Source organism: Burkholderia singularis (assembly GCF_900176645.1).
In the GTDB taxonomy this organism is placed as follows: Bacteria; Pseudomonadota; Gammaproteobacteria; order Burkholderiales; family Burkholderiaceae; genus Burkholderia; species Burkholderia singularis.
Window position 1 is genome coordinate 87,604 of sequence record NZ_FXAN01000083.1, and the last position, 19,437, is coordinate 107,040.

Genomic DNA, 19,437 nt, shown 5'->3' on the forward strand with positions numbered 1-19,437 from the left:
CGAGGGACTTCTTTCTAGCCCTCGGTCGCGCAGCGGGTTGCCTGCCACGCGAGAAGGCGCCAGCGGCCTTTCTCCTGCGTCTGCACCGCGGTGTACGCGATCGGAAACACCAAACCGCCGTTGTTGGTTTCCATTTCGACCAGCGCGCGCCCGGCGACGACGAAAGTGGCCTCGCCGAGCGGCAGCACGTCCTGTGACTGAATCTCGATCTGCCGATAGCGGCGACGGCCGGTCACGATCGCGTCGATGAACTGCTGCTTGGTTTCGCGCTTGCCGTTCGTGTGCACGAAGTAGACACCGTCGGACAACAACGCATCGAGCGCCTCGCCGTCGCCGTCGACCATCGCACGAAACCGGTCGCGCTCGAGCGCGCGAATCGCATCGATCCCCTTCGCCACCATCGCCATACTCCTCAACTGCGGGCGCGCATACGCGCGCCGGTCAGAAGTTGTACTGCACGTAGAGTTGGCTGAAATTTATACCAGGATTCGGATGTTTGATACCTGCGTTGGATTCGTGCTGAAAGCGAAAACCAGCTTGATACTGCTGACGATCCCCGAATTGTGCGCCGATGCCCACCATATCGGCGAACTGGAACGCCGTCGACATCGAGTAACGACTCGAAATCGTCGGATGCGTGAGAAGACGCACGCCGACGCCCGCCTCAATGAACGGCCGCACATAGCCCGAACCCTTGATGAAGCGCAGCACCGGCGTCGCGCCGAATTCCCAGACGTTGCTGTGAATCGCCGCGTCGCCCGTGTACCGCCAGTACGATACGTGCCCCTCGGCAACGAACGCGAAATGCCAACCGCCGATTTCCCACCAACTCCAATTCGGATCCCAGACCACGGCGATATCGCCCTTCTTCACATCATGGTCGCCGATGCCGCCGCCGAGTTGCAAACCCCAACGGTCCGCGCAAGCAACGCCGGAAACCCCCAGCAATGCGGCCGCGACGGCAATCCGCGCAACTGCCCGCCCTGTCCGAGCGCGATTCTTCTTATAGTTCATTTAGTCACTCCAACTTCTCAGGTTGAATAGAGCCTCGCCGCCACCTATCGGTGGATGACAGCCGGCTCGAGCGAACAGCATCTTATGGTAAAGGACTTTTTCGGTCGGCATCGTCGGACGAAATGGTTTTCTTCTGTTTCCACAAGAATCAGCAGCATTTGTTTGAATCGCCCGCAAAACAATAGCTTACGTATGCCAGCTAGAATGGCATCTCAAGAGCAGCTATCAATTTGAAAAGGCGATAGCAAAAATGGGAACTCCGGCGGCCGCAAGCCTTCTAAGAATTAGCACTCCGGTTGATGGAGTGCTAAGATTAAGCCTGGAATCGTCTCACCAACGGGGTTTGTCCCTGATTCCAAAGGAGTTTTTTACGTGAGCAACGCATTGACCCTTCCGAATACCCTGTGCCCGGCGTCCGCTAAGGCCGCATCGGCAGGCTCGCTGATGCTCGCATCTCATTCGATGCTGCCCGGCCAGCTTGGCAACATCGACGCGTATATCCAGGCCGTCAACCGGATTCCGCTGCTCACGCCCGACGAAGAGCGTCAGTACGCAACCGAGTACCGCGAGCACAACAACCTCGACGCCGCGCGCCGGCTCGTGCTGTCGCACCTGCGGCTCGTCGTGTCGATCTCGCGCAACTATCTCGGCTACGGCCTGCCCCATGGCGACCTGATTCAGGAAGGCAACATCGGCCTGATGAAGGCAGTCAAGCGCTTCGACCCCGCGCAAAACGTGCGGCTCGTGTCGTATGCGATTCATTGGATCAAGGCCGAGATTCACGAATACATCCTGCGCAACTGGCGGATGGTGAAGGTCGCGACGACGAAGGCGCAACGCAAGCTGTTCTTCAATCTGCGCAGCCACAAGAAAGGCACTCAGGCGTTCACGCCGGAGGAAATCGACGGCCTCGCGCAAGAGCTGAATGTCAAGCGCGAGGAAGTCGCCGAGATGGAAACCCGTCTCGCGGGCGGCGATATCGCGCTCGAAGGCCAGGTCGAAGACGGCGAGGAGTCATACGCGCCGATCGCCTATCTTGCCGATTCGCATAACGAGCCGACCGCCGTGCTCGCCGCGCGGCAGCGCGACATGCTGCAGACGGACGGCATTGCGCAAGCGCTCGATTCGCTCGACGCGCGCAGCCGCCGAATCATCGAGGCGCGCTGGCTGAACGTCGACGACGACGGTTCGGGCGGCTCGACGCTGCACGATCTCGCCGCCGAATTCGGCGTGTCGGCGGAGCGTATTCGCCAAATCGAGACAAGCGCAATGAAAAAGATGCGCACGGCGCTCGCCGCATACGCATGAAAGACCGGCCCGACCGGGCCGCCACGTGTTCGGCGCAAGCCCGCTGTCATTCGACAGCGGGCTTTTTCATTTGCGGCCGCCACTGCGATTCGCCTCTTCCGCCGTCCGGCTGCGCCAAGCGCTTCCAATGATTTTTTTCATGGCGCCCGCGCGTGGATTCGCGGCTGGTTCAGTGGTCAATGCGGCGCAAAATTTCACCCGACCCTGCCCGATTCGCTCACTTATTGAGCCAACTCAAATTTCCCCACGCATTTAGCGACGGTGTGCCGCAGCGCCATACGCCGAGTTGGCAAGGAGTCCTCCTACAATTGGGATGACCGGCCAAGCCATGCCGCGCGCGTCCGAGCGCATCGCGAAGCCGGCGCCGCTCCATGCCTATCGCGTCATTCTGGACATCATGGCTTCGACTCTCGCCGACAAAAAAACGCCGCATCCCCCAACGCCGGCCGGCCAGCGCGGCCGGATCGCCAAATGGGTCCAAGGCCCGAGCTTCGCGCGCGACATTACGCTCGTGCTGATCGTCAAGCTGATCCTGCTCGTCGCGCTCAAATACGCATTCTTCAACCATCCGCAGGCCGAGCACATGTCGCTGCCGCCTGCCGTCGTCGCCACGCAACTGCTGTCGGCGGCGCCGCCACACGCATCCACCCACGGAGACCGCCATGATAAGCAGTGAAGTCGTCGAACTGTCACGTCTGCAGTTCGGCATTACCGCGCTCTACCATTTTTTATTCGTCCCGCTCACGCTCGGCCTGTCATGGCTGCTCGTCATCATGGAAGCGGTTTATGTGATGACCGGCAAGGAAGTCTACAAGGACATGACCCAGTTCTGGGGCAAGCTCTTCGGGATCAACTTCGCCATGGGCGTGACCACCGGCATCACGCTCGAATTCCAGTTCGGCACGAACTGGTCTTACTACTCACATTACGTCGGCGATATCTTCGGCGTGCCGCTCGCCGTCGAAGGGCTGATGGCGTTCTTTCTCGAATCGACGTTCGTCGGGCTGTTCTTCTTCGGTTGGAAGCGCCTGTCGAAAGTCCAGCACCTGATCGTCACGTTCCTCGTCGCGCTCGGCTCGAACCTGTCGGCGCTGTGGATTCTCGTCGCGAACGGCTGGATGAACAACCCGGTCGGCGCCGAGTTCAACTACCAGACGATGCGCATGGAGCTGACGAATCTCTTCGACGTGATCTTCAATCCGGTCGCGCAGGTGAAGTTCGTGCATACCGTGTCGGCCGGCTACGTGACCGCGTCGATGTTCGTGCTCGGCATCTCGGCGTGGTATCTGCTCAAGCGCCGCGACATCGATTTCGCGCTGCGCTCGTTCGCGGTCGCGGCGGGCTTCGGGCTCGCGTCGACGCTGTGCGTGATCGTGCTCGGTGACGAATCCGGCTATACGACGGGCGAAGTGCAAAAGATGAAGCTCGCCGCGATCGAATCCGAATGGGAGACGCAGCCGGCGCCCGCATCGTTCACGTTGATCGGCATCCCTAACCAGCAGGCCGAACGGACCGATTACGCAATCCGCATTCCGTATGCGCTCGGGCTGATTGCCACGCGCTCGATCGACGAGCCGGTGATCGGCTTGCGCGATCTCGCGAAGTACAGCGAGGCACACATCCGAAGCGGCATGATCGCTTACGGCGCGCTGCAGAAGCTGAAGTCGGGCGATACCAGCGCCGAGACGAAGGCGACCTTCGACGCGCACAAGCAATATCTCGGCTACGGGCTGATGCTCAAGCAGTTCACGCCGAACGTGACGGATGCGACTGCCGAACAGATCAAGGCGGCCGCGAAGCGGACCATCCCGCCGGTTGCGCCCGTGTTCTTCTCGTTCCGCATCATGGTGTTCCTCGGTGTGCTGTTCCTCGTGACGTTCATCGCCGCGTTCTGGTTCTGCGCGCGCCGTCAGTTGCTGCAAGACAAGCGCCGCTGGTTCCTGCGCTGGGCCGTGTGGGCGATTCCGCTGCCGTGGCTCGCCGCCGAGTTCGGTTGGGTCGTTGCCGAAGTGGGCCGCCAGCCGTGGACGATCGCCGGCATCCTGCCGACGCACCTGTCCGCGTCGAGCCTCACCCCCACCGATCTGTACCTGAGTCTCGCCGGCTTCATCCTGTTCTACACGGTGCTGTTCATCGTCGAAATCACGCTGATGTTCAAGTACGCGCGGCTCGGCCCGTCTTCGTTGCACACCGGCCGCTATCACTATGAGCAGGCCGTACACGGGCTTGGCAACGCCGTCGGCAAGACGGCCGCGTGATGCGCGCCGCACGATCGAATTCGGACAAGGAATCGCTATGGACTACGCAACTCTCAAGGTGATCTGGTGGGTGCTCGTCGGCGCGCTGATCATTGGCTTCTCGCTGACCGACGGCTTCGACATGGGCGCGACCGTGCTGCTGCCGTTCATCGGCAAGACCGACGACGAGCGCCGTATTGTCGTCAACACCGTCGGCGCGACCTGGGAAGGCAACCAGGTGTGGCTCATCACGGCGGGCGGCGCGATGTTCGCCGCGTGGCCGCTCGTCTATGCGGCGTCGTTCTCGGGCTTCTACTTCGCGATGCTGCTCGTGCTGTTTGCGCTGTTCTTCCGCCCGGTCGGCTTCGACTATCGGAGCAAGCGCGACGATCCGCGCTGGCGCGCATGCTGGGACTGGGGACTGTTCGCCGGCGGCTTCGTGCCCGCGCTGGTGTTCGGCGTCGCGTTCGGCAATCTGCTGCAAGGCGTGCCGTTCGCATTCGACAGCGACCTGCGCGTCAGCTATCACGGCAGTTTCTGGGCGCTGCTGAATCCGTTCGCGCTGCTGTGCGGGCTGGTGAGCCTGGCGATGTTCGTCGCCCACGGCGCCGCGTTCGTCAAAATGAAGACGGACGGCGCGATCGCCAAGCGCGCCGCGTTCGCGCTGCGCGTATCGGCGCTCGCCGCGGCCGTGCTGTTCGCGATCGCGGGCGTGCTCGTCGCGTCATTCGTCGACGGCTATCGGATCACGCAGGCGGCGCCCGTCGATACTGTCGCGAACCCGCTCGTCAAGCAGGTCGCGGCCGGCTCGGGCCTCTGGTTCGCGAACTACGGCCAGTATCCGTGGATGCTCGCCGCCCCCGCTGTCGGCATCGCGGGCGGCTTGATCGCGGCATGGCTGGCCGGTTCGAAGCGCGAGAAGACCGCGTTCGTTTGCACCGGCCTCACGATCGTCGGCGTGATTCTGACCGCGGCCTTTTCGATGTTCCCGTTCATCATGCCGTCTTCGCTCGACCCGAAGAGCAGCCTCACCGTTTGGGATTCGACCTCCAGCCGCCTGACGCTCGAGGTGATGCTCGGCGCCGTGATCGTGTTCCTGCCGCTCATCCTGGTCTATACGGGCTGGGTGTACCGCGTGGTGCGCGGCAAAGTCACGCCGGACGTGCTCAACGAAAACCGGCATTCAATGTATTAACGTTGCGCTCGACCGGCGCCGGTCCGCTTGGGCGGCAGCGCCGGATTCGCGCAGCGTTGGAACCGTTCGCAAGAAGCAAGAAATCGGAAGGAGTCGAATCATGTGGTACTTCAGTTGGATTCTCGGCATCGGCGTCGCGCTCGCATTCGGCACGATCAATGCAATGTGGCTCGAGGCGCGTCAGAAACGCGGCTCGGGTGTAACACGGGCATGACGGGCAGCGCACGCGCCACGGCGCAGGCGTACGCAGCCAAGCGCCGCGCGAACGTCCGCGCTCCACCGCCTCATGCGATCAAACGATCGATCGCTTGCAACAAACCACGCTCTCGCCTCACGCGAGAGCTTTTTTTTCGCCAAATCCAATGCCAATACAAATCCAAATTAATACCACTTGAACACCAATAAAAGGTTTCATAAGATCCTCTGGAGGCTGTCGACAGGCCGCATCCCATTGGCGGAGGAGGCATCCCAGTTCCCGTTCGGCCTGCGCCGCCGCTTTCGCCACGGCCCGCTCGCGGCGGCCTTTTTCCCGCTTCCTTGAAAGACCCGATTGCAGCGACGTAATCCAACGGCGTCGTATCGCCGTACCTTTTCCAAGGACTCCACATGAACCTGATTCCCCGTCTTTTTGGTGCCGGCTGGCTGGCCGTGGCCACTTTGCTGCCGGTCGCCGCGCCCGCGCAGCTTGCCGCGCCCGAAACCGCCGGCCCGGCGGCGAGCCCAGCACGCCCCGTCGTGCCCGGCACGCTTGCGGCTCTGCTGTCGAACAGCCTCGCGCTGCGTGTCGCCATCGACAACAACCACGCTGCATCGGCCGGCGTGCCGTGCGCGAATCTCGGCGCCGACTGGGCAAGCTGCGCGACCGGCCGCTTGATCCTGCAAAATCGCGGCCGCCAGCTCATCACGGACGGCGGCTGGCGGCTCTATCTGCACAGCATCCGCCGGCTCTTCAAGATCGATCGGCCAGGCTTCACGCTGCGCCACCTGACGGGCGATCTGTACGAGCTGACGCCGCAAGCGGGCGCGCTCAAACTCGCGCCAGGCGAGCGCGTCGAGTTGCCGTTCGTCGCCGAATACTGGTTCCTGCGCTACAGCGACGTGCTGCCTCGACCGTATGTCGTCGTCGCCGGCGCGGCGCCCGCGGTGCTCCGCTACAACGACACCGACGACGAAACGCGCTACGTCGAATCCCTGCCCGCCGATGCGCAGAGCAACTCGGCCGGCAACGCGCCGGCCGTGGCCGCGCAGCCGGTCACGAGCCGCGCGCTGCCTAGCGTGAAGCGCCAGCGCGCGCTCGGCGGCGCGCTCGAACTGCGCGGCGTCGCGCTGATGCTGCCGGATCTCGCGCCCACGCACGTCGCCGCGCTGCGCGAGCGCGCCGGCACGCTGGGGCTCGACAGTGCGAACGGCGCGCCGGTCGCGGGCATGCTCGCGCCGCGCCGACTGCCCGCCGATATCGCGGTGCCGGGCGGCTACCGGCTCACGATCGGCCCGCGCGGCGCATTTATCGAAGGCTACGATACCGCCGGCCTCTACTATGGCGTGCAGACGCTCTTTTCGCTCACGCCCGCAGGCGGCGGACGGATTCCCGCGATGCTCGTCGAAGACGCGCCGCGCTTCCCGCACCGCGGAATGCACGTCGATCTCGCGCGCAATTTCAAGCATCCCGCGACGCTGCGCCGCCTGATCGACCAGATGAGCGCGTACAAGCTCAACCGGCTGCACCTGCATCTGTCCGACGACGAAGGCTGGCGAATCGAGATTCCGGGGCTGCCGGAGTTGACCGAGATCGGCGCGCGCCGCTGCCACGATCCGAGCGAAACGCGCTGCCTGCTGCCGCAACTCGGCTCGGGGCCCGATAACCGCTCAGGCGGCGGCTATCTGACGCGCGACGACTACATCGGCTTGCTGCGCTATGCGGCCAGCCGCTTTGTCGACGTGATCCCCGAAATCGACATGCCTGCGCACTCGCGCGCGGCCGTCGTGACGATGGAAGCGCGCTATCGGCGCCTGCACGCCGCCGGCCGCGAACAGGAGGCGAACGCATACCGCCTGCTCGATCCGCAGGACACGTCGCGGCTCACGACGGTTCAGTTCTACGACAGGCGCAGCGATCTGAATCCGTGCGTGCCCGGCGCGCTGAACTTCGCATCGAAGGTGATCCGCGAAATCGCCGCGATGCACGCCGACGCGCAAGCGCCGCTCGCTACCTGGCACTTCGGCGGCGATGAGGCGAAGAACATCCTGCTCGGCGCCGGATTCCAGGCGCTCGACGGGACCGATCCCGGCAAGGGGCGCGTCGACCTCGCCGCTCAAGACAAGCCGTGGGCCCGCTCGCCGATGTGCAATGCGCTGTTGCAGCGTGGCGAGATCAAGTCGATCGACGAGCTGCCCACGCGCTTCGCGAAACAGGTCAGCGCGATCGTCGCCGCCAACGGCATCGGCACGATGGCCGCTTGGCAGGACGGTCTCAAGCATGCGAACGGTCCGCAGGACTTCAGCACGAAGCACGTGATGGTGTCGCTGTGGGACACCGTATTCTGGGGCGCGGCCGACAGCGCACGCGACTGGAGCGCGAAGGGCTACGAGACCGTGCTCGCGCTGCCCGACTACTTGTACTTCGATTTCCCGTACACGACGAACCCGCGCGAACGCGGCTATTACTGGGGCTCGCATGCGACGGACGAGTACAAGGTGTTCTCCTTCGCGCCGGAAAACCTGCCGCAAAACGCCGAGTTGTTCGGCGATCGCGACGGCAATCCGTTCGACGTGACGGGCACCGGCGCCGCACCGCGAATCGAAGGCATCCAGGGGCAGGCTTGGGGGGAAGTGATGCGTAACGACCGGCTGCTCGAATACATGGCATACCCGAGGCTTCTCGCGCTCGCCGAACGCGCGTGGCACAAGGCGGACTGGGAGTTGCCCTACGCGGCGGGCGTGCGCTACAAGCTCGGCGACACCCATCATGTCGACAAGGCCGCGCTCGAACGCGACTGGGCGGGCTTCGCGACGGTGCTCACGCAGCGCGAACTCGCCAAGCTGCAGCGTGCGGGCATTGGGTATCGGGAGCCGACGTTCGTGCTGACGAACGAGTGAAAGTGATGCGCGGATAGGCGGTACACGGGGCCGGGCCGATAAATGGCTCGGCCCGTGCCGGCCGAGCGCCGGCCGATCGAGACGTCAGCGGCGGCCGGACGCCGGAAGCGCCACGCAGCCCTGGCTGAAAAACAAAAGAGCGGTGACGGGCCTCGGATGGCCGTCACCGCTCTTGCTCACTGCTCGCGGCCCCTGCGCCCCACCCACACGGGAACCGCGCCCTACGCGCGCGGCATCAAGCCGGCTGAGCCGCCGCGCCGCCGCCCGTCGACGGCAGACGCGCCGCCAGATACTGCGCATAGCGCGATGCCGACGGTCCGCAGACGATATGGAACGTATCGGCCGCCACCCACGCGACGTCGAGCGCCGCGAGACGCTGACGATCGACCGCCGACGGATCGCGCACGACCACGCGCAGCCGCGTCGCCGCAATGGCGTCGAGCGCCGCCACGTTGGTTGCACCGCCAAACACCGCGAGCCAGCGCGCCGGGTCCGGATCGAGCGGCCCGGTCTGCGCGCTCGCGGATGCACCGGCCATCGGCGCCGAGTCGGCCGCCGCGGCCGGGACCGCTGCCGAAGCCGCAGCACCGGCAACGCCCGCGCCACCGCTAATGGCCGTGCGGATTTCGTCGGCGATGAGATCCGCCTCCGGCCCGATGATCACCTGCACGCTGCTGCCGCCACGCTTGAGCACACCACGCGCGCCGATTGTCCGCAGATCGGCTTCCGACACCTTGTCCGGATCGACGACCGACAAACGCAGGCGCGTCGTGCATGCATCGACGACCGACAGATTCGCCGCGCCGCCAAGCGCCGCGATGTAGCGCTGCGCGCGCGGCACGGCCGCCCCCGCCGCCGGCGCGACGAAGCCGCCTGCCGCGAACGACTGGGCCTGCGCATCGGCACCAGCCGGCTCGCGGCCCGGCGTCGCCATATTGAATTTGCGGATGAACCAGCGGAACAACCCGTAATACACAGCGCCATACGCCAGCCCGAGCGGAATCGCCACCCAGCCCTTCGTCGACAGCCCGTAATTCAGCACGTAGTCGATCGCGCCGCCCGAGAACGTGAAGCCGAGCTTCACGCCGAGCAGTTGACAGATCGCGAGCGACAAGCCCGTCAACACCGCATGGATGACGTAGAGCACCGGCGCGAGGAACATGAAGCTGAACTCGATCGGCTCGGTCACGCCCGTCAGGAACGAGGTCAGCGCCATCGAGAACAGCAGCCCGCCGACGATCGCGCGCCGCTCCTTCGGCGCCTCATGAAACATCGCGAGGCAAGCGGCGGGCAAGCCGAACATCATGACCGGGAAAAAGCCCGCCATGAAGCTGCCCGCGCCCGGATCGCCGGCGAAGAAGCGGTGCAGATCGCCCGTCACTGCCGCGCCGCCGGCTGGCGTGAACGTGCCGAACACGAACCAGACGAGCGAGTTGATGATGTGATGCAGGCCCGTGACAAGCAGCAGACGGTTCAGGAAGCCGTAGACGAACGTGCCGATCGCGCCCGCCGTCAACAACCACTGGCCGACCGCGTCGATCGCGTGCTGCACAGGCTGCCACACATAGCCGAACACGATCCCGAGCACCACGCACACGAGTCCGGTGATGATCGGCACGAAGCGCTTGCCGCCGAAGAACGCCAGGTAATCGGGCAGCTTGATATCTTTGTAACGGTTGTACAGAAGCCCCGCGACCACGCCCGCGATGATCCCCGACAGCACGCCCATGTTCAGCTTCGGATCGATGTCCTTCATGACCGCGACTTCGATCAGATAGCCGATCACGCCCGCGAGCGCCGCGACGCCGTTGTTGTCCTTCGCAAAGCCGACTGCAACGCCGATCGCGAACAGCAGCGGCAGATTGTCGAAGATGGCGCCGCCCGCGTCGGCGATCATCTTGATGTTGAGCACGTCCTGCTGCCCGAGACGCAGCAAGATGCCCGCCACCGGCAGCACCGCGATCGGCAGCATCAGCGCTCGGCCTAGGCTCTGTATTTTCAGAAACGGATTCCCGTCCATTCGATCCTCCAATCCTTTGATGTCTCGTCGTCGAATAATTTATTCAGTCATGCTGATTGATGCTGAAATACCCCGCAACACTACACCCGCGATCAACGCAACGCCGGACGCTGCTCAGTCCGCCGGCCAGATCTCGCGGCTTGCCGCTCTTACCGCCTGCGCCGATTCGAGCGCGAGCAAATCCTGCGCGCGCTGACGGCACAATGGGTAATCGAGACCGCGCACGCGCGCCTTGATGCCCGGCACCGACACCGGGTCCACCGACAGCTCCGTCACGCCGAGACCGACCAGGAGCGGCACCGCGACGGGATCGCCGCCGAGCGCGCCGCACACGCCGACCCACTTGCCGTGCTTGTCCGCGCCGCGCACCGTCGCGTCGATCAGCCGCAGCACGGCCGGATGCAGGCCGTCCGCGAGCGCGGCGAGATCCGCCTGGCACCGGTCCATCGCGAGCGTATATTGGGTCAGGTCGTTGGTGCCGATCGACAGAAAATCCGCGTGCTGCGCGAGCTGATCGGCGAGCAGCGCCGCCGACGGCACCTCGATCATCACACCCACCTCGACCGGCGCCGTGCGGCCCATCGCGTGCGCGAACGCGTCGATGCGCTTTCTGATCCTCACCAGCTCGCCTACATCGGTGACCATCGGCAACAGGATTCGCACCGAGCCGTATGGCTGCACCGCGAGGAGGCCCTGCAACTGATCGTCGAGCAAATCGGGGCGCACCTGCGCGAGCCGGATTCCGCGCAGGCCCAGCGCCGGATTCGGCTCGGGCGGCAGCGTCAGGTAATCGACTTCCTTGTCGGCGCCGACGTCCAGCGTGCGGATGATCGCCGTGCGGCCCTGCAACGCATCGACGATCGATTGATAGCTGTCCCGATGCTCGGCCGTCGTCGGTGCGGCCTGCCGGTGGATGAACATCAACTCGGTGCGCAACAGGCCGATCGCATCGGCGCCGTTGTCGAGCGCGATGCGGGCATCGTCGAGCGTCGCGATGTTCGCGGCCACCTCGATCTTGCGGCCATCACGCGTCACCGCGGCCTCGCCCGACATCCGGCGATTCGCCTCGCGCACGCCGGCAAGCCGTTTGCGCTCGAGCCGCGCGCGCTCGACGTCGAGCTCGGTCGGCGCATATTCGATGCGGCCCGCGCTCGCATCGACGACGACCTGCGTGTGCTCCGGAATCGCGAAAAGCGCGTCGCCGACCGCGACGAGCGCCGGAATGCCGAGCTGCCGCGCGATGATCGCCGCGTGTGATGTCGCGCCGCCGCGCGCCATCACGAGCGCCGTCACGCGCTCGCGATCGAGCGACGCGAGATCGGACGGCGTGAACTCCTCGGCCGCGAGTACCGCTTCGGCGGGCAATTCGCGCGCGGTTGCGCTCGTATAGCCGAGCGCGCGCAGCACGCGCTTGTCGATGTCGCGCAAATCGGCCGCGCGCTCGGCGAGCAGCGCGTCATCCACGCCGGACAGCACCGCGATCTGCGCGCGGATCGTCTCGCGCCACGCGTGGCCCGCGCTCTTGCCGAGACTGATCAAGTCACGCGCGGCATCGACGAGCGCCGGGTCCTCGAGCAGCACGCGATGCACGGAGAAGATACCCGCCTCGCCGACCGCGCCGCGCTGCGATGCTTCGCGCACCGTCGCCTCCAGCTCCGCGTCGACAGCGGCGAGCGCGCGGTCGAGCAGACGGCTTTCGGCGGCCGGCGTACCGGCCGCGAGTTCGGGCGGTGCGACGTCGGCGTCGTCCCAACGCACCAGCGCGCCGACCGCAATGCCGGGCGACGCGCATACGCCCGCGAGCGTGTTCGGATCGAGCGGCGCACGTGCCGCCGCAAAGACAGGCGCGGCGGCCGGTGCCGGCGACGCCGCGCGCGCCGGCTTTTCCTCGGCTTCGCCATGCGCTTCGCGCAGCAGCTCGTGTGCGACGAGTTCGACCGCCCGCGCCGCATCGCGGCCCGTGCCGACCAGCTCGATCGTCGCGTTTTCTCCCGCGCCGAGGCCGAGCAGCCCGACGACGCTTTGCAACGCCGCGCGGCGCCCGTCGAAGTGCACGTCGACCTGCGCATCGAGCCCGCGCGCAGCTTCGCGCGCGCGCGCGGCCGGGCGCGCGTGCAGGCCGCCCGGCTGCGTGAGCGTGATCGACCGGCGCACCTCGGGCAATTCGGCCGTGGCAGGCTGGCCGCCCCCCGCATACGCGCCGGCAACCAGGCCAGCCGCCTCGCCGGCATCGCTTGCGGCTGCCGCGTTGCCCGCCGAGACCGCCGCGCCGCCGCGCGCGCGCAGCGTGAGGAGTGGTCCGGCGCCCGCCTTCACGACACCCGCGCCCGCGCGCTCGACGATTTCGAACGCATCCGAATTGGCGATCGCGACCACCGATACGAGGCTCGGCGCCGAACGCGCGACCAGATCCTGATCGAACTCGATCAGCAGATCGCCCGCCGCAACGCGCGTGCCTGCGGCCACTTTCGCGGTGAAACCGAGCCCGTCAAGCTCGACCGTGTCGATGCCGATATGCAACAGGATTTCGGCGCCGCTGTCGGACGTGACCGTCACGGCGTGGCCCGTGCGCGCGACGTGCGACACGATGCCCGCGCACGGCGCGACGAGCCGGCCCTCGAGTGGATCGATACCGATGCCGTCGCCGAACATGCCGCCCGAGAACACCGGATCGGGTACGTCGGCGAGCGGCACGACAGGGCCCGTCAGCGGAGCGAGCAGGATGGTCTGATCGTGGGGCGGCTGCTTCAACTGGAACTCCTCGGCGCGTCTCATGGGGCGGTCTCGTCTCGTCAATGTGTTTCGGTGACTTTATGCAGATGGCGCGGCGTGTCCGGATCGCGGCCGCGAGCGGCGGCCAACTCGGCCGCCATGACATAAAACGACAGGATCGCGGCGATCGGATCGAGCGCCGGATGCGCGGTGCCCGCGAGCGGCAGCGTCGCCTCGGGCGTACCCGGCGGCGCCGCGACGAGCACGCGCGCGCCGCGCGCGCGCATGTCCCGCGCAAGCTGCAACAAACCCTGCTGCTCGGGGCCGGGCAACGCGAACACCAGCAGCGGATAGTCGCGATCGATCAGCTCCATCGGACCGTGCCGCACTTCGGCGCTCGAGAACGCCTCGGCCTGGATGCCCGACGTCTCCTTCAACTTGAGCGCCGCCTCCTGCGCGATCGCAAGACCAAGCCCGCGGCCGATCACGATCATCCGCTCGATGTCGCGCAATTCTCCGACAGCGCACGACCAATCGAGCCGGCCCGCCTGAACGAGCACGTCGGGCAGAGCACGCAGCGCGGTGACGAGCGCGGCGTCGCGCTGCCAGAACGCGACGAGTTGCGCGGCAACCGACAGCATCGCGATATAGCTTTTCGTCGCGGCAACCGACAGCTCGGGGCCGGCCAGCAACGGCAGCCGATACTCGCAGGCATCGGCGAGCGGCGACGGCAGCACGTTGACGGCGGCGACCGTCAGCGCGCCCGCGTCGCGCAGCGCGGACATCGTATTGACGAGATCGGGACTCTTGCCCGATTGCGAAAACGCAAGCGCGAGCTGGCCTTGAACCTTCAGCGGCGCCTGCTGCAGCGTCGCGACCGACATCGGCAGCGATGCGACCGGCACGCCGACGCGGCTCATCGTCAGGCTTGCGAAATAGCTCGCCGCGTGATCGGAGCTGCCGCGCGCCACGCTCAGCGCGACTTGCGGCGCGCGCTCGGCAAGCCGCCGGGCGAGCGCCTCGACGAGGCTCGTGTCCGCGAGTTGCGCGGCGACGACCTGCGCGGACTCGCGCGCCTCGTTAAGCATATTCGACAATCGATTCTCCTTCGACGTAGGTCGCGGTAAGGTTCAGATCGCGATCGAGCGCGACGAGATCGGCCCATGCGCCGCGCGCGATGCGGCCGCGATCGGCAAGGCCCAGATAATCGGCCGCATAGCGCGACATCCGGTTCGACACGTCGGCGATCGGCAAGCCGAGCGACACGAGGTTGCGCAACGCCTGGTCCATCGTCAGCGTGCTGCCCGCCAGCGTGCCGTCGGCAAGCCGCACGCCGCCCAGGCACTTCGTCACGTGCTGGCTGCCGAGCCGGTATTCGCCGTCGGGCATGCCGGTGGCCGACGTGCTGTCGGTGACGACGTACAGGCGCGGAATCGCGCGCAGCGCCGCGCGAATCGCGCCCGGATGCACGTGCAGCAGGTCGGGAATGATCTCCGCGTACTCCGCATGCGCGAGCGCCGCGCCGACGAGCCCCGGATTGCGGTGATGCAGCGGCGACATCGCGTTGAACAAATGCGTGAAACCGCAAGCGCCGTGTTTGAGCGCGGCGACGGCGTCGTCGTAGGTTCCGAGCGAATGGCCAAGCTGCACGCGCACGCCGCGCGCGGCCATCTCCGAGATGATCTCGATATGGCCGGCGATCTCCGGCGCGAGCGTGACGACGCGGATCGGCGCGATCGACAGGTAATCGAGCACTTCGTCGAGCACGGCCGAGACGGCGGCGTCCGGCTGCGCGCCGAGCTTGCCGGGGTTGATGTACGGCCCCTCGAGGTGCACGCCGAGCACGCGCGAGCCGCCCGGCGTGCGCGCGCGCGCGACGCCGCCAAGCTCCGCGACGACGCGTTTGAGTTCGTCGCGCGGCGCCGTCATCGTCGTGGCCAGCAGGCTCGTCGTGCCGTAGCGCGCGTGCGTGCGGACGATCGTCTCGATCGCATCGCCGCCTTCCATGACATCGGCGCCGCCCGCGCCGTGCACGTGCAGATCGATGAAACCGGGCAGGATGTAAGGCGCGTCGTTCTTCGACGGGTCCGTCGCGGCGCCCGACAGCGCCGTGATTCGGCCGTTCTCGAACTCGATCGTGCCGTGAATCCAGCCTTCGGCAGTGAGTATGTTTCCGGTCAGCATGATGTTCTCTTCAGGATCGGGTCGGCGTGCGTCAGATGTGCGAGAGGAAGAAAACCGGCCGCACGCGCGTATGCTCAGTCTCGCACATCGGCACAACAGCTCGGCTGACGAAATCGCGACGGCAGACGCCGCCCGTCGAAAGGCGAGGCCATTATATAACCAAAATAATACCAGTCAATTTGACCCCGGCGCGTACCGCACGAGGCCGTAAAGCGTTGCGGCATAAGGGTTTGCGCGGCCTTTAACCCTTTATTTACAGGGGATTGCAGGCTAGGTATTTACCCGAACATATAAAAATATGTATTCGCGGTGTGATCTCGAAGGGCGGGATTTTTACGAGATAGCAACCGAAATCGCACCGATATTGGAGCACTGGTATGAATTGGTATGCTCCACGTTCCGGCCACCGTATCGGCCTCCATATCAGCCTCCACATCGGCCGATATGGGGCCTCAATGAAACTCGCGGCTCGACGTCCGTAAGTCGCCCAGCAGCGCCGTCAGATCCTCGAGATATTGCGCAACCAGGTGCGCGACGCCATGATCGCTCTGCCAGACGCCCGACACCGCCAGCAGCTGCGAATCGAGCGTCTCGCGGCGCTGCCGCTCAAGCAGCTCGGGCTTGACGATCACGTTTACGCACCCCGTCTCGTCCTCCAGCGTGACGAACAGTACACCTTTCGCGGTGCTGGGCATCTGCCGCGCCGTCACGATCCCGCATGCGCGCGCAAGCCGGCCATCGCGGCACGCGCGCAGCGCCTGAGCGGAAGACAGCCGCCGCGCATCGAGCACTGCGCGCAACAATGCGAGTGGATGCCGGTTCAGCGTGAGCCCCATGGTTCGGTAGTCGGCGTGAATGTCTTCAGCTTCGGTCGGCACGCCAAGCGCGGGCCTTACCGGCTCATCGATCGGGGCGGCGGCAAGCAGGCCGCGCTCCGGCGCCGCAGCCACCGCCTGCCACAGCGCGTCGCGGCGATTGCCGGCGAGCGTCGCGAACGCGTTCGCGGCGGCCAACGCCTCGAGATCGCGGCGTGTCAGGCTCGCGCGGCGCGCCAGCTCGTCCACGCTCGCAAACGGCCCCGCCGCGCGCGCCGCCTCAATCCGCCGCGCCGCGTCCTCGCCTAGCCCGCGCACGAGCGACAGCCCGAGTCGCACCGCCGGTTGGCCATCGGGCGGCGGGCTGCCGGGCAGTGCCTCGAGCGAGGCGTGCCAGCCGCTTTTCGTCGCATCGACCGGCAGTACCGTCACGCGATGGCGCTTCGCGTCCTGCACGAGTTGCGCAGGCGGATAAAAGCCCATCGGCTGACTGTTCAGCAGCGCGGCAAGAAAGATCGCCGGCTCGTGGCATTTGAGCCAACTGCTCGCATAGACGAGATGCGCGAAGCTCGCCGCATGACTCTCCGGAAAGCCATATTCGCCGAAGCCCTTGATCTGCTCGAAGATTTGCTCAGCGAATTCGCGCGAATACTGGCGCTCGAGCATGCCGTCGATGATTTCTTTCCGATATTTGGCAATATCGCCCTTGCGCTTCCACGAAGCCATCGCGCGGCGCAGTTCGTCTGCCTCGCCGGGAGTGAAGCCGGCCGCGACGATCGCGATCTGCATCACCTGTTCCTGGAAAATCGGAATGCCGAGCGTGCGCTCGAGCACCTTCTCGAGATCGGCGCTCGGATACGTGATCTGCCCCGGCTCCTCGCCGGACTTGATCCGGCGCCGCTGCAGATACGGATGCACCGCGCCGCCCTGGATCGGGCCAGGCCGCACGATCGACACCTCGACGACCAGGTCGTAATACTTGCGCGGCCTGAGCTTGGGCAGCATCGCCATCTGCGCACGCGATTCGATCTGGAATACGCCGACCGTATCGGCGCGGCAGATCATGTCGTAGGTCGCCTTGTCGTCCTGCACGATGCTGTCCATCCCGAACGGCTTGCCGTTGCGCTTGCCGCGCCACGCGTCGATCATGTCGAACGCGCGATGCAGCGCCGACAGCATCCCAAGCGCGAGCACGTCGACCTTCATCAGCCTGAGCGACTCCAGATCGTCCTTGTCCCACTGAATCACGCGCCGCCCGTCCATCGCCGCGTTCTCGACCGGCACGAGCCGCGTGAGCTTGCCGCGGCTGATCACGAAGCCGCCCGAATGCTGCGACAGATGGCGCGGAAAACCGAGCAGCCGCGCGGCGAGCGCAGCCCAAGCCCGAATCAGCGGCGTATCCGGATCGAGCCCCGCCAGCGCGAACTGCGCGAGCAGATCGTCGCTACCGTCGAACCAGCGGTGCGCTTTGGCCACCTGCTCGATCAGCATCGGATCGACGCCGAGCGCCTTGCCGGTCTCGCGCAGCGCGCCGCGCGGGCGGTACGTCGCAACGGCGGCGGCGAGCGCGGCGCGATCGTGGCCGTATTTCTCGTAGAGATACTGGATGACTTCTTCGCGGCGCTGATGCTCGAAATCGACATCGATATCGGGCGGCTCGCCGCGCTCGCGGCTGATGAAACGCTCGAACAGCGTCGTGCTCCGGTCGGGGTCCACCTCGGTCACGTGCAGGCAATAACAGACGACCGAATTCGCCGCCGAACCCCGGCCCTGGCACAGGATGTTCCGGCTGCGCGCATATTGGACGATGTCGTAGACCGTCAGGAAATAAGGCTCGTATTCCAGCTCGGCGATCAAGCCGAGTTCGTACTCGATGCTCCGGCGCACCCTGTCCGGTATGCCTTCAGGATAGCGCTTGCGCGCGCCCGCCCAGGTTTGCTGCTCCAGGTAGCTCGCGGGCGTGTGCCCTGCCGGCACGATCTCGTGCGGATACTCATAGCGCAATTCGTCGAGCGAGAAATGGCACGCGTCCAATATCCGGCACGTTTGCGCAAGCTCGGCGGCGTCGAACAACTGCGCCAGCCGAGGACGTGCACGCAAATGCTGCTCAGCATTCGGTGCAAGCGCGTAGCCACATTCCGCGATCGGCATGCCGAGCCGGATCGCCGTCATTGCGTCCTGCAACGGTTTGCATGAGCGCACGTGCATCGTCACGTCGCCGAGCGCGACGACGTGCATCCCGCGCCGCGCGCCGGCCGCGCGAACCTCGTCGCGATGCGCGCCGTCGAGCGCGCGCTCCAGCCGCACGAGTCCGAGCCGCGCACGCGTGCCGAACAGCGCGTCGAACCAGGCGAGTTGCATATCGAGCACATCGGCACGAGCCGGATACGTCGGCACGAGGATCGCGAAGCAGTCGGGCACGCCGCGCAAATGCGCGAACGCCAGCGGCGGTGCAGCCAGCATGCTCGGCGTCAGCCGGTATGTGCCTTTCGGCGCGCTCATCCGCCGCCATGAGATCAGCTCGGACAAGTTACCGTAGCCCTCGCGGTTCTGCGCGAGCAGCACGAGGCCGAACGCGCCGGGCCCCGGATCGCGGCCGGGTTCGACATCGTCCGGCGTCACATCGAAGTACGCGCCAACGACGAGCCGCAGATTCTTCCCCTTCGCCGCGGCATGCATGCGCGGCGCGCCCGCGAGCGAGCACTCGTCGGTAATCGCGATGCCGCGATAGCCGAGTTGCAATGCGCGCTCGACGAGTTCCTCCGCATGCGATGCCCCACACAGAAACGAAAAATTCGACCGGCAGAACAGCTCCGCATAGTCGGGCAAGCGATGGAACGAGGCTCCGTCCATCGC

At 65.9% G+C, this 19,437-nt stretch carries 13 protein-coding genes; 6 read left to right on the forward strand and 7 right to left on the reverse strand.

Annotation, left to right across the window (positions count from 1 at the left end; genetic code table 11):
• Positions 1-14 precede the first annotated feature (14 nt).
• A complete protein-coding gene (locus BSIN_RS18385; RefSeq protein ID WP_059518030.1) occupies positions 15-401 on the reverse strand; it encodes a nuclear transport factor 2 family protein in 387 nt (128 codons plus the stop codon).
• Positions 402-441: 40 nt separating this feature from the next.
• Positions 442-1,014 (reverse strand): acyloxyacyl hydrolase, encoded by a 573-nt coding sequence (locus BSIN_RS18390; protein WP_059517751.1) that lies wholly within the window; start codon positions 1,012-1,014, stop codon positions 442-444.
• Positions 1,015-1,386: 372 nt separating this feature from the next.
• Between BSIN_RS18390 and rpoH the strand changes: the two genes are divergently transcribed.
• From rpoH to BSIN_RS18420, 6 genes are all read left to right on the forward strand, one after another.
• On the forward strand, positions 1,387-2,322 hold the full coding sequence (gene rpoH, locus BSIN_RS18395) for an RNA polymerase sigma factor RpoH (RefSeq protein ID WP_089341520.1): 936 nt from the start codon (positions 1,387-1,389) through the stop codon (positions 2,320-2,322).
• A 397-nt stretch (positions 2,323-2,719) separates the two neighbouring features.
• A complete protein-coding gene (cydP, locus tag BSIN_RS18400; RefSeq protein WP_089341563.1) occupies positions 2,720-2,998 on the forward strand; it encodes a cytochrome oxidase putative small subunit CydP in 279 nt (92 codons plus the stop codon).
• Positions 2,985-4,580 carry a cytochrome ubiquinol oxidase subunit I gene (locus tag BSIN_RS18405; protein ID WP_089341521.1) on the forward strand — a complete coding sequence of 532 codons (1,596 nt, stop codon included), beginning with the start codon at positions 2,985-2,987 and terminating at the stop codon, positions 4,578-4,580. The genes cydP and BSIN_RS18405 overlap by 14 nt, the downstream gene beginning before the upstream one ends.
• 37 nt (positions 4,581-4,617) lie before the next feature.
• The gene (cydB, locus tag BSIN_RS18410) at positions 4,618-5,754 is read left to right on the forward strand and encodes a cytochrome d ubiquinol oxidase subunit II (protein ID WP_089341522.1); all 1,137 of its coding nucleotides are present in this window, start codon (positions 4,618-4,620) and stop codon (positions 5,752-5,754) included.
• Positions 5,755-5,854: 100 nt separating this feature from the next.
• On the forward strand, positions 5,855-5,968 hold the full coding sequence (gene cydX, locus BSIN_RS18415; RefSeq protein ID WP_059569674.1) for a cytochrome bd-I oxidase subunit CydX: 114 nt from the start codon (positions 5,855-5,857) through the stop codon (positions 5,966-5,968).
• Positions 5,969-6,360: 392 nt separating this feature from the next.
• Positions 6,361-8,850 carry a family 20 glycosylhydrolase gene (locus tag BSIN_RS18420; RefSeq protein WP_089341523.1) on the forward strand — a complete coding sequence of 830 codons (2,490 nt, stop codon included), beginning with the start codon at positions 6,361-6,363 and terminating at the stop codon, positions 8,848-8,850.
• A gap of 235 nt (positions 8,851-9,085) precedes the next feature.
• Here the strand turns inward: BSIN_RS18420 and nagE are convergent, their stop codons facing one another.
• The 5 genes from nagE to BSIN_RS18445 form a co-directional block, all read right to left on the reverse strand.
• On the reverse strand, positions 9,086-10,870 hold the full coding sequence (nagE, locus tag BSIN_RS18425) for an N-acetylglucosamine-specific PTS transporter subunit IIBC (RefSeq protein ID WP_089341524.1): 1,785 nt from the start codon (positions 10,868-10,870) through the stop codon (positions 9,086-9,088).
• Between the two features lie 114 nt (positions 10,871-10,984).
• On the reverse strand, positions 10,985-13,645 hold the full coding sequence (gene ptsP / locus BSIN_RS18430; protein WP_089341525.1) for a phosphoenolpyruvate--protein phosphotransferase: 2,661 nt from the start codon (positions 13,643-13,645) through the stop codon (positions 10,985-10,987).
• 17 nt (positions 13,646-13,662) lie between these two features.
• Positions 13,663-14,670 (reverse strand): SIS domain-containing protein, encoded by a 1,008-nt coding sequence (locus BSIN_RS18435; protein WP_059517735.1) that lies wholly within the window; start codon positions 14,668-14,670, stop codon positions 13,663-13,665.
• Positions 14,663-15,766 carry an N-acetylglucosamine-6-phosphate deacetylase gene (nagA, locus tag BSIN_RS18440; protein ID WP_059517733.1) on the reverse strand — a complete coding sequence of 368 codons (1,104 nt, stop codon included), beginning with the start codon at positions 15,764-15,766 and terminating at the stop codon, positions 14,663-14,665. The genes BSIN_RS18435 and nagA overlap by 8 nt, the downstream gene beginning before the upstream one ends.
• A 452-nt stretch (positions 15,767-16,218) precedes the next feature.
• Positions 16,219-19,434, reverse strand: coding sequence for an error-prone DNA polymerase (locus tag BSIN_RS18445; RefSeq protein ID WP_089341526.1), 3,216 nt, complete (start codon positions 19,432-19,434; stop codon positions 16,219-16,221).
• Positions 19,435-19,437: the final 3 nt, after the last annotated feature.

What these genes read in the sequence shown, in the direction of transcription:
- BSIN_RS18385 (WP_059518030.1), bottom strand. Translation starts at nt 401, where the DNA reads ATGGTGGCGAAGGGGATCGATGCGATTCGCGCGCTCGAGCGCGACCGG.
- cydX (WP_059569674.1), top strand. Translation starts at nt 5,855, where the DNA reads ATGTGGTACTTCAGTTGGATTCTCGGCATCGGCGTCGCGCTCGCATTC.
- nagA (WP_059517733.1), bottom strand. Translation starts at nt 15,766, where the DNA reads ATGCTGACCGGAAACATACTCACTGCCGAAGGCTGGATTCACGGCACG.
- BSIN_RS18445 (WP_089341526.1), bottom strand. Translation starts at nt 19,434, where the DNA reads ATGGACGGAGCCTCGTTCCATCGCTTGCCCGACTATGCGGAGCTGTTC.
- cydB (WP_089341522.1), top strand. Translation starts at nt 4,618, where the DNA reads ATGGACTACGCAACTCTCAAGGTGATCTGGTGGGTGCTCGTCGGCGCG.
- ptsP (WP_089341525.1), bottom strand. Translation starts at nt 13,645, where the DNA reads ATGAGACGCGCCGAGGAGTTCCAGTTGAAGCAGCCGCCCCACGATCAG.
- nagE (WP_089341524.1), bottom strand. Translation starts at nt 10,870, where the DNA reads ATGGACGGGAATCCGTTTCTGAAAATACAGAGCCTAGGCCGAGCGCTG.
- BSIN_RS18390 (WP_059517751.1), bottom strand. Translation starts at nt 1,014, where the DNA reads ATGAACTATAAGAAGAATCGCGCTCGGACAGGGCGGGCAGTTGCGCGG.
- BSIN_RS18405 (WP_089341521.1), top strand. Translation starts at nt 2,985, where the DNA reads ATGATAAGCAGTGAAGTCGTCGAACTGTCACGTCTGCAGTTCGGCATT.
- BSIN_RS18435 (WP_059517735.1), bottom strand. Translation starts at nt 14,670, where the DNA reads ATGCTTAACGAGGCGCGCGAGTCCGCGCAGGTCGTCGCCGCGCAACTC.
- cydP (WP_089341563.1), top strand. Translation starts at nt 2,720, where the DNA reads ATGGCTTCGACTCTCGCCGACAAAAAAACGCCGCATCCCCCAACGCCG.
- BSIN_RS18420 (WP_089341523.1), top strand. Translation starts at nt 6,361, where the DNA reads ATGAACCTGATTCCCCGTCTTTTTGGTGCCGGCTGGCTGGCCGTGGCC.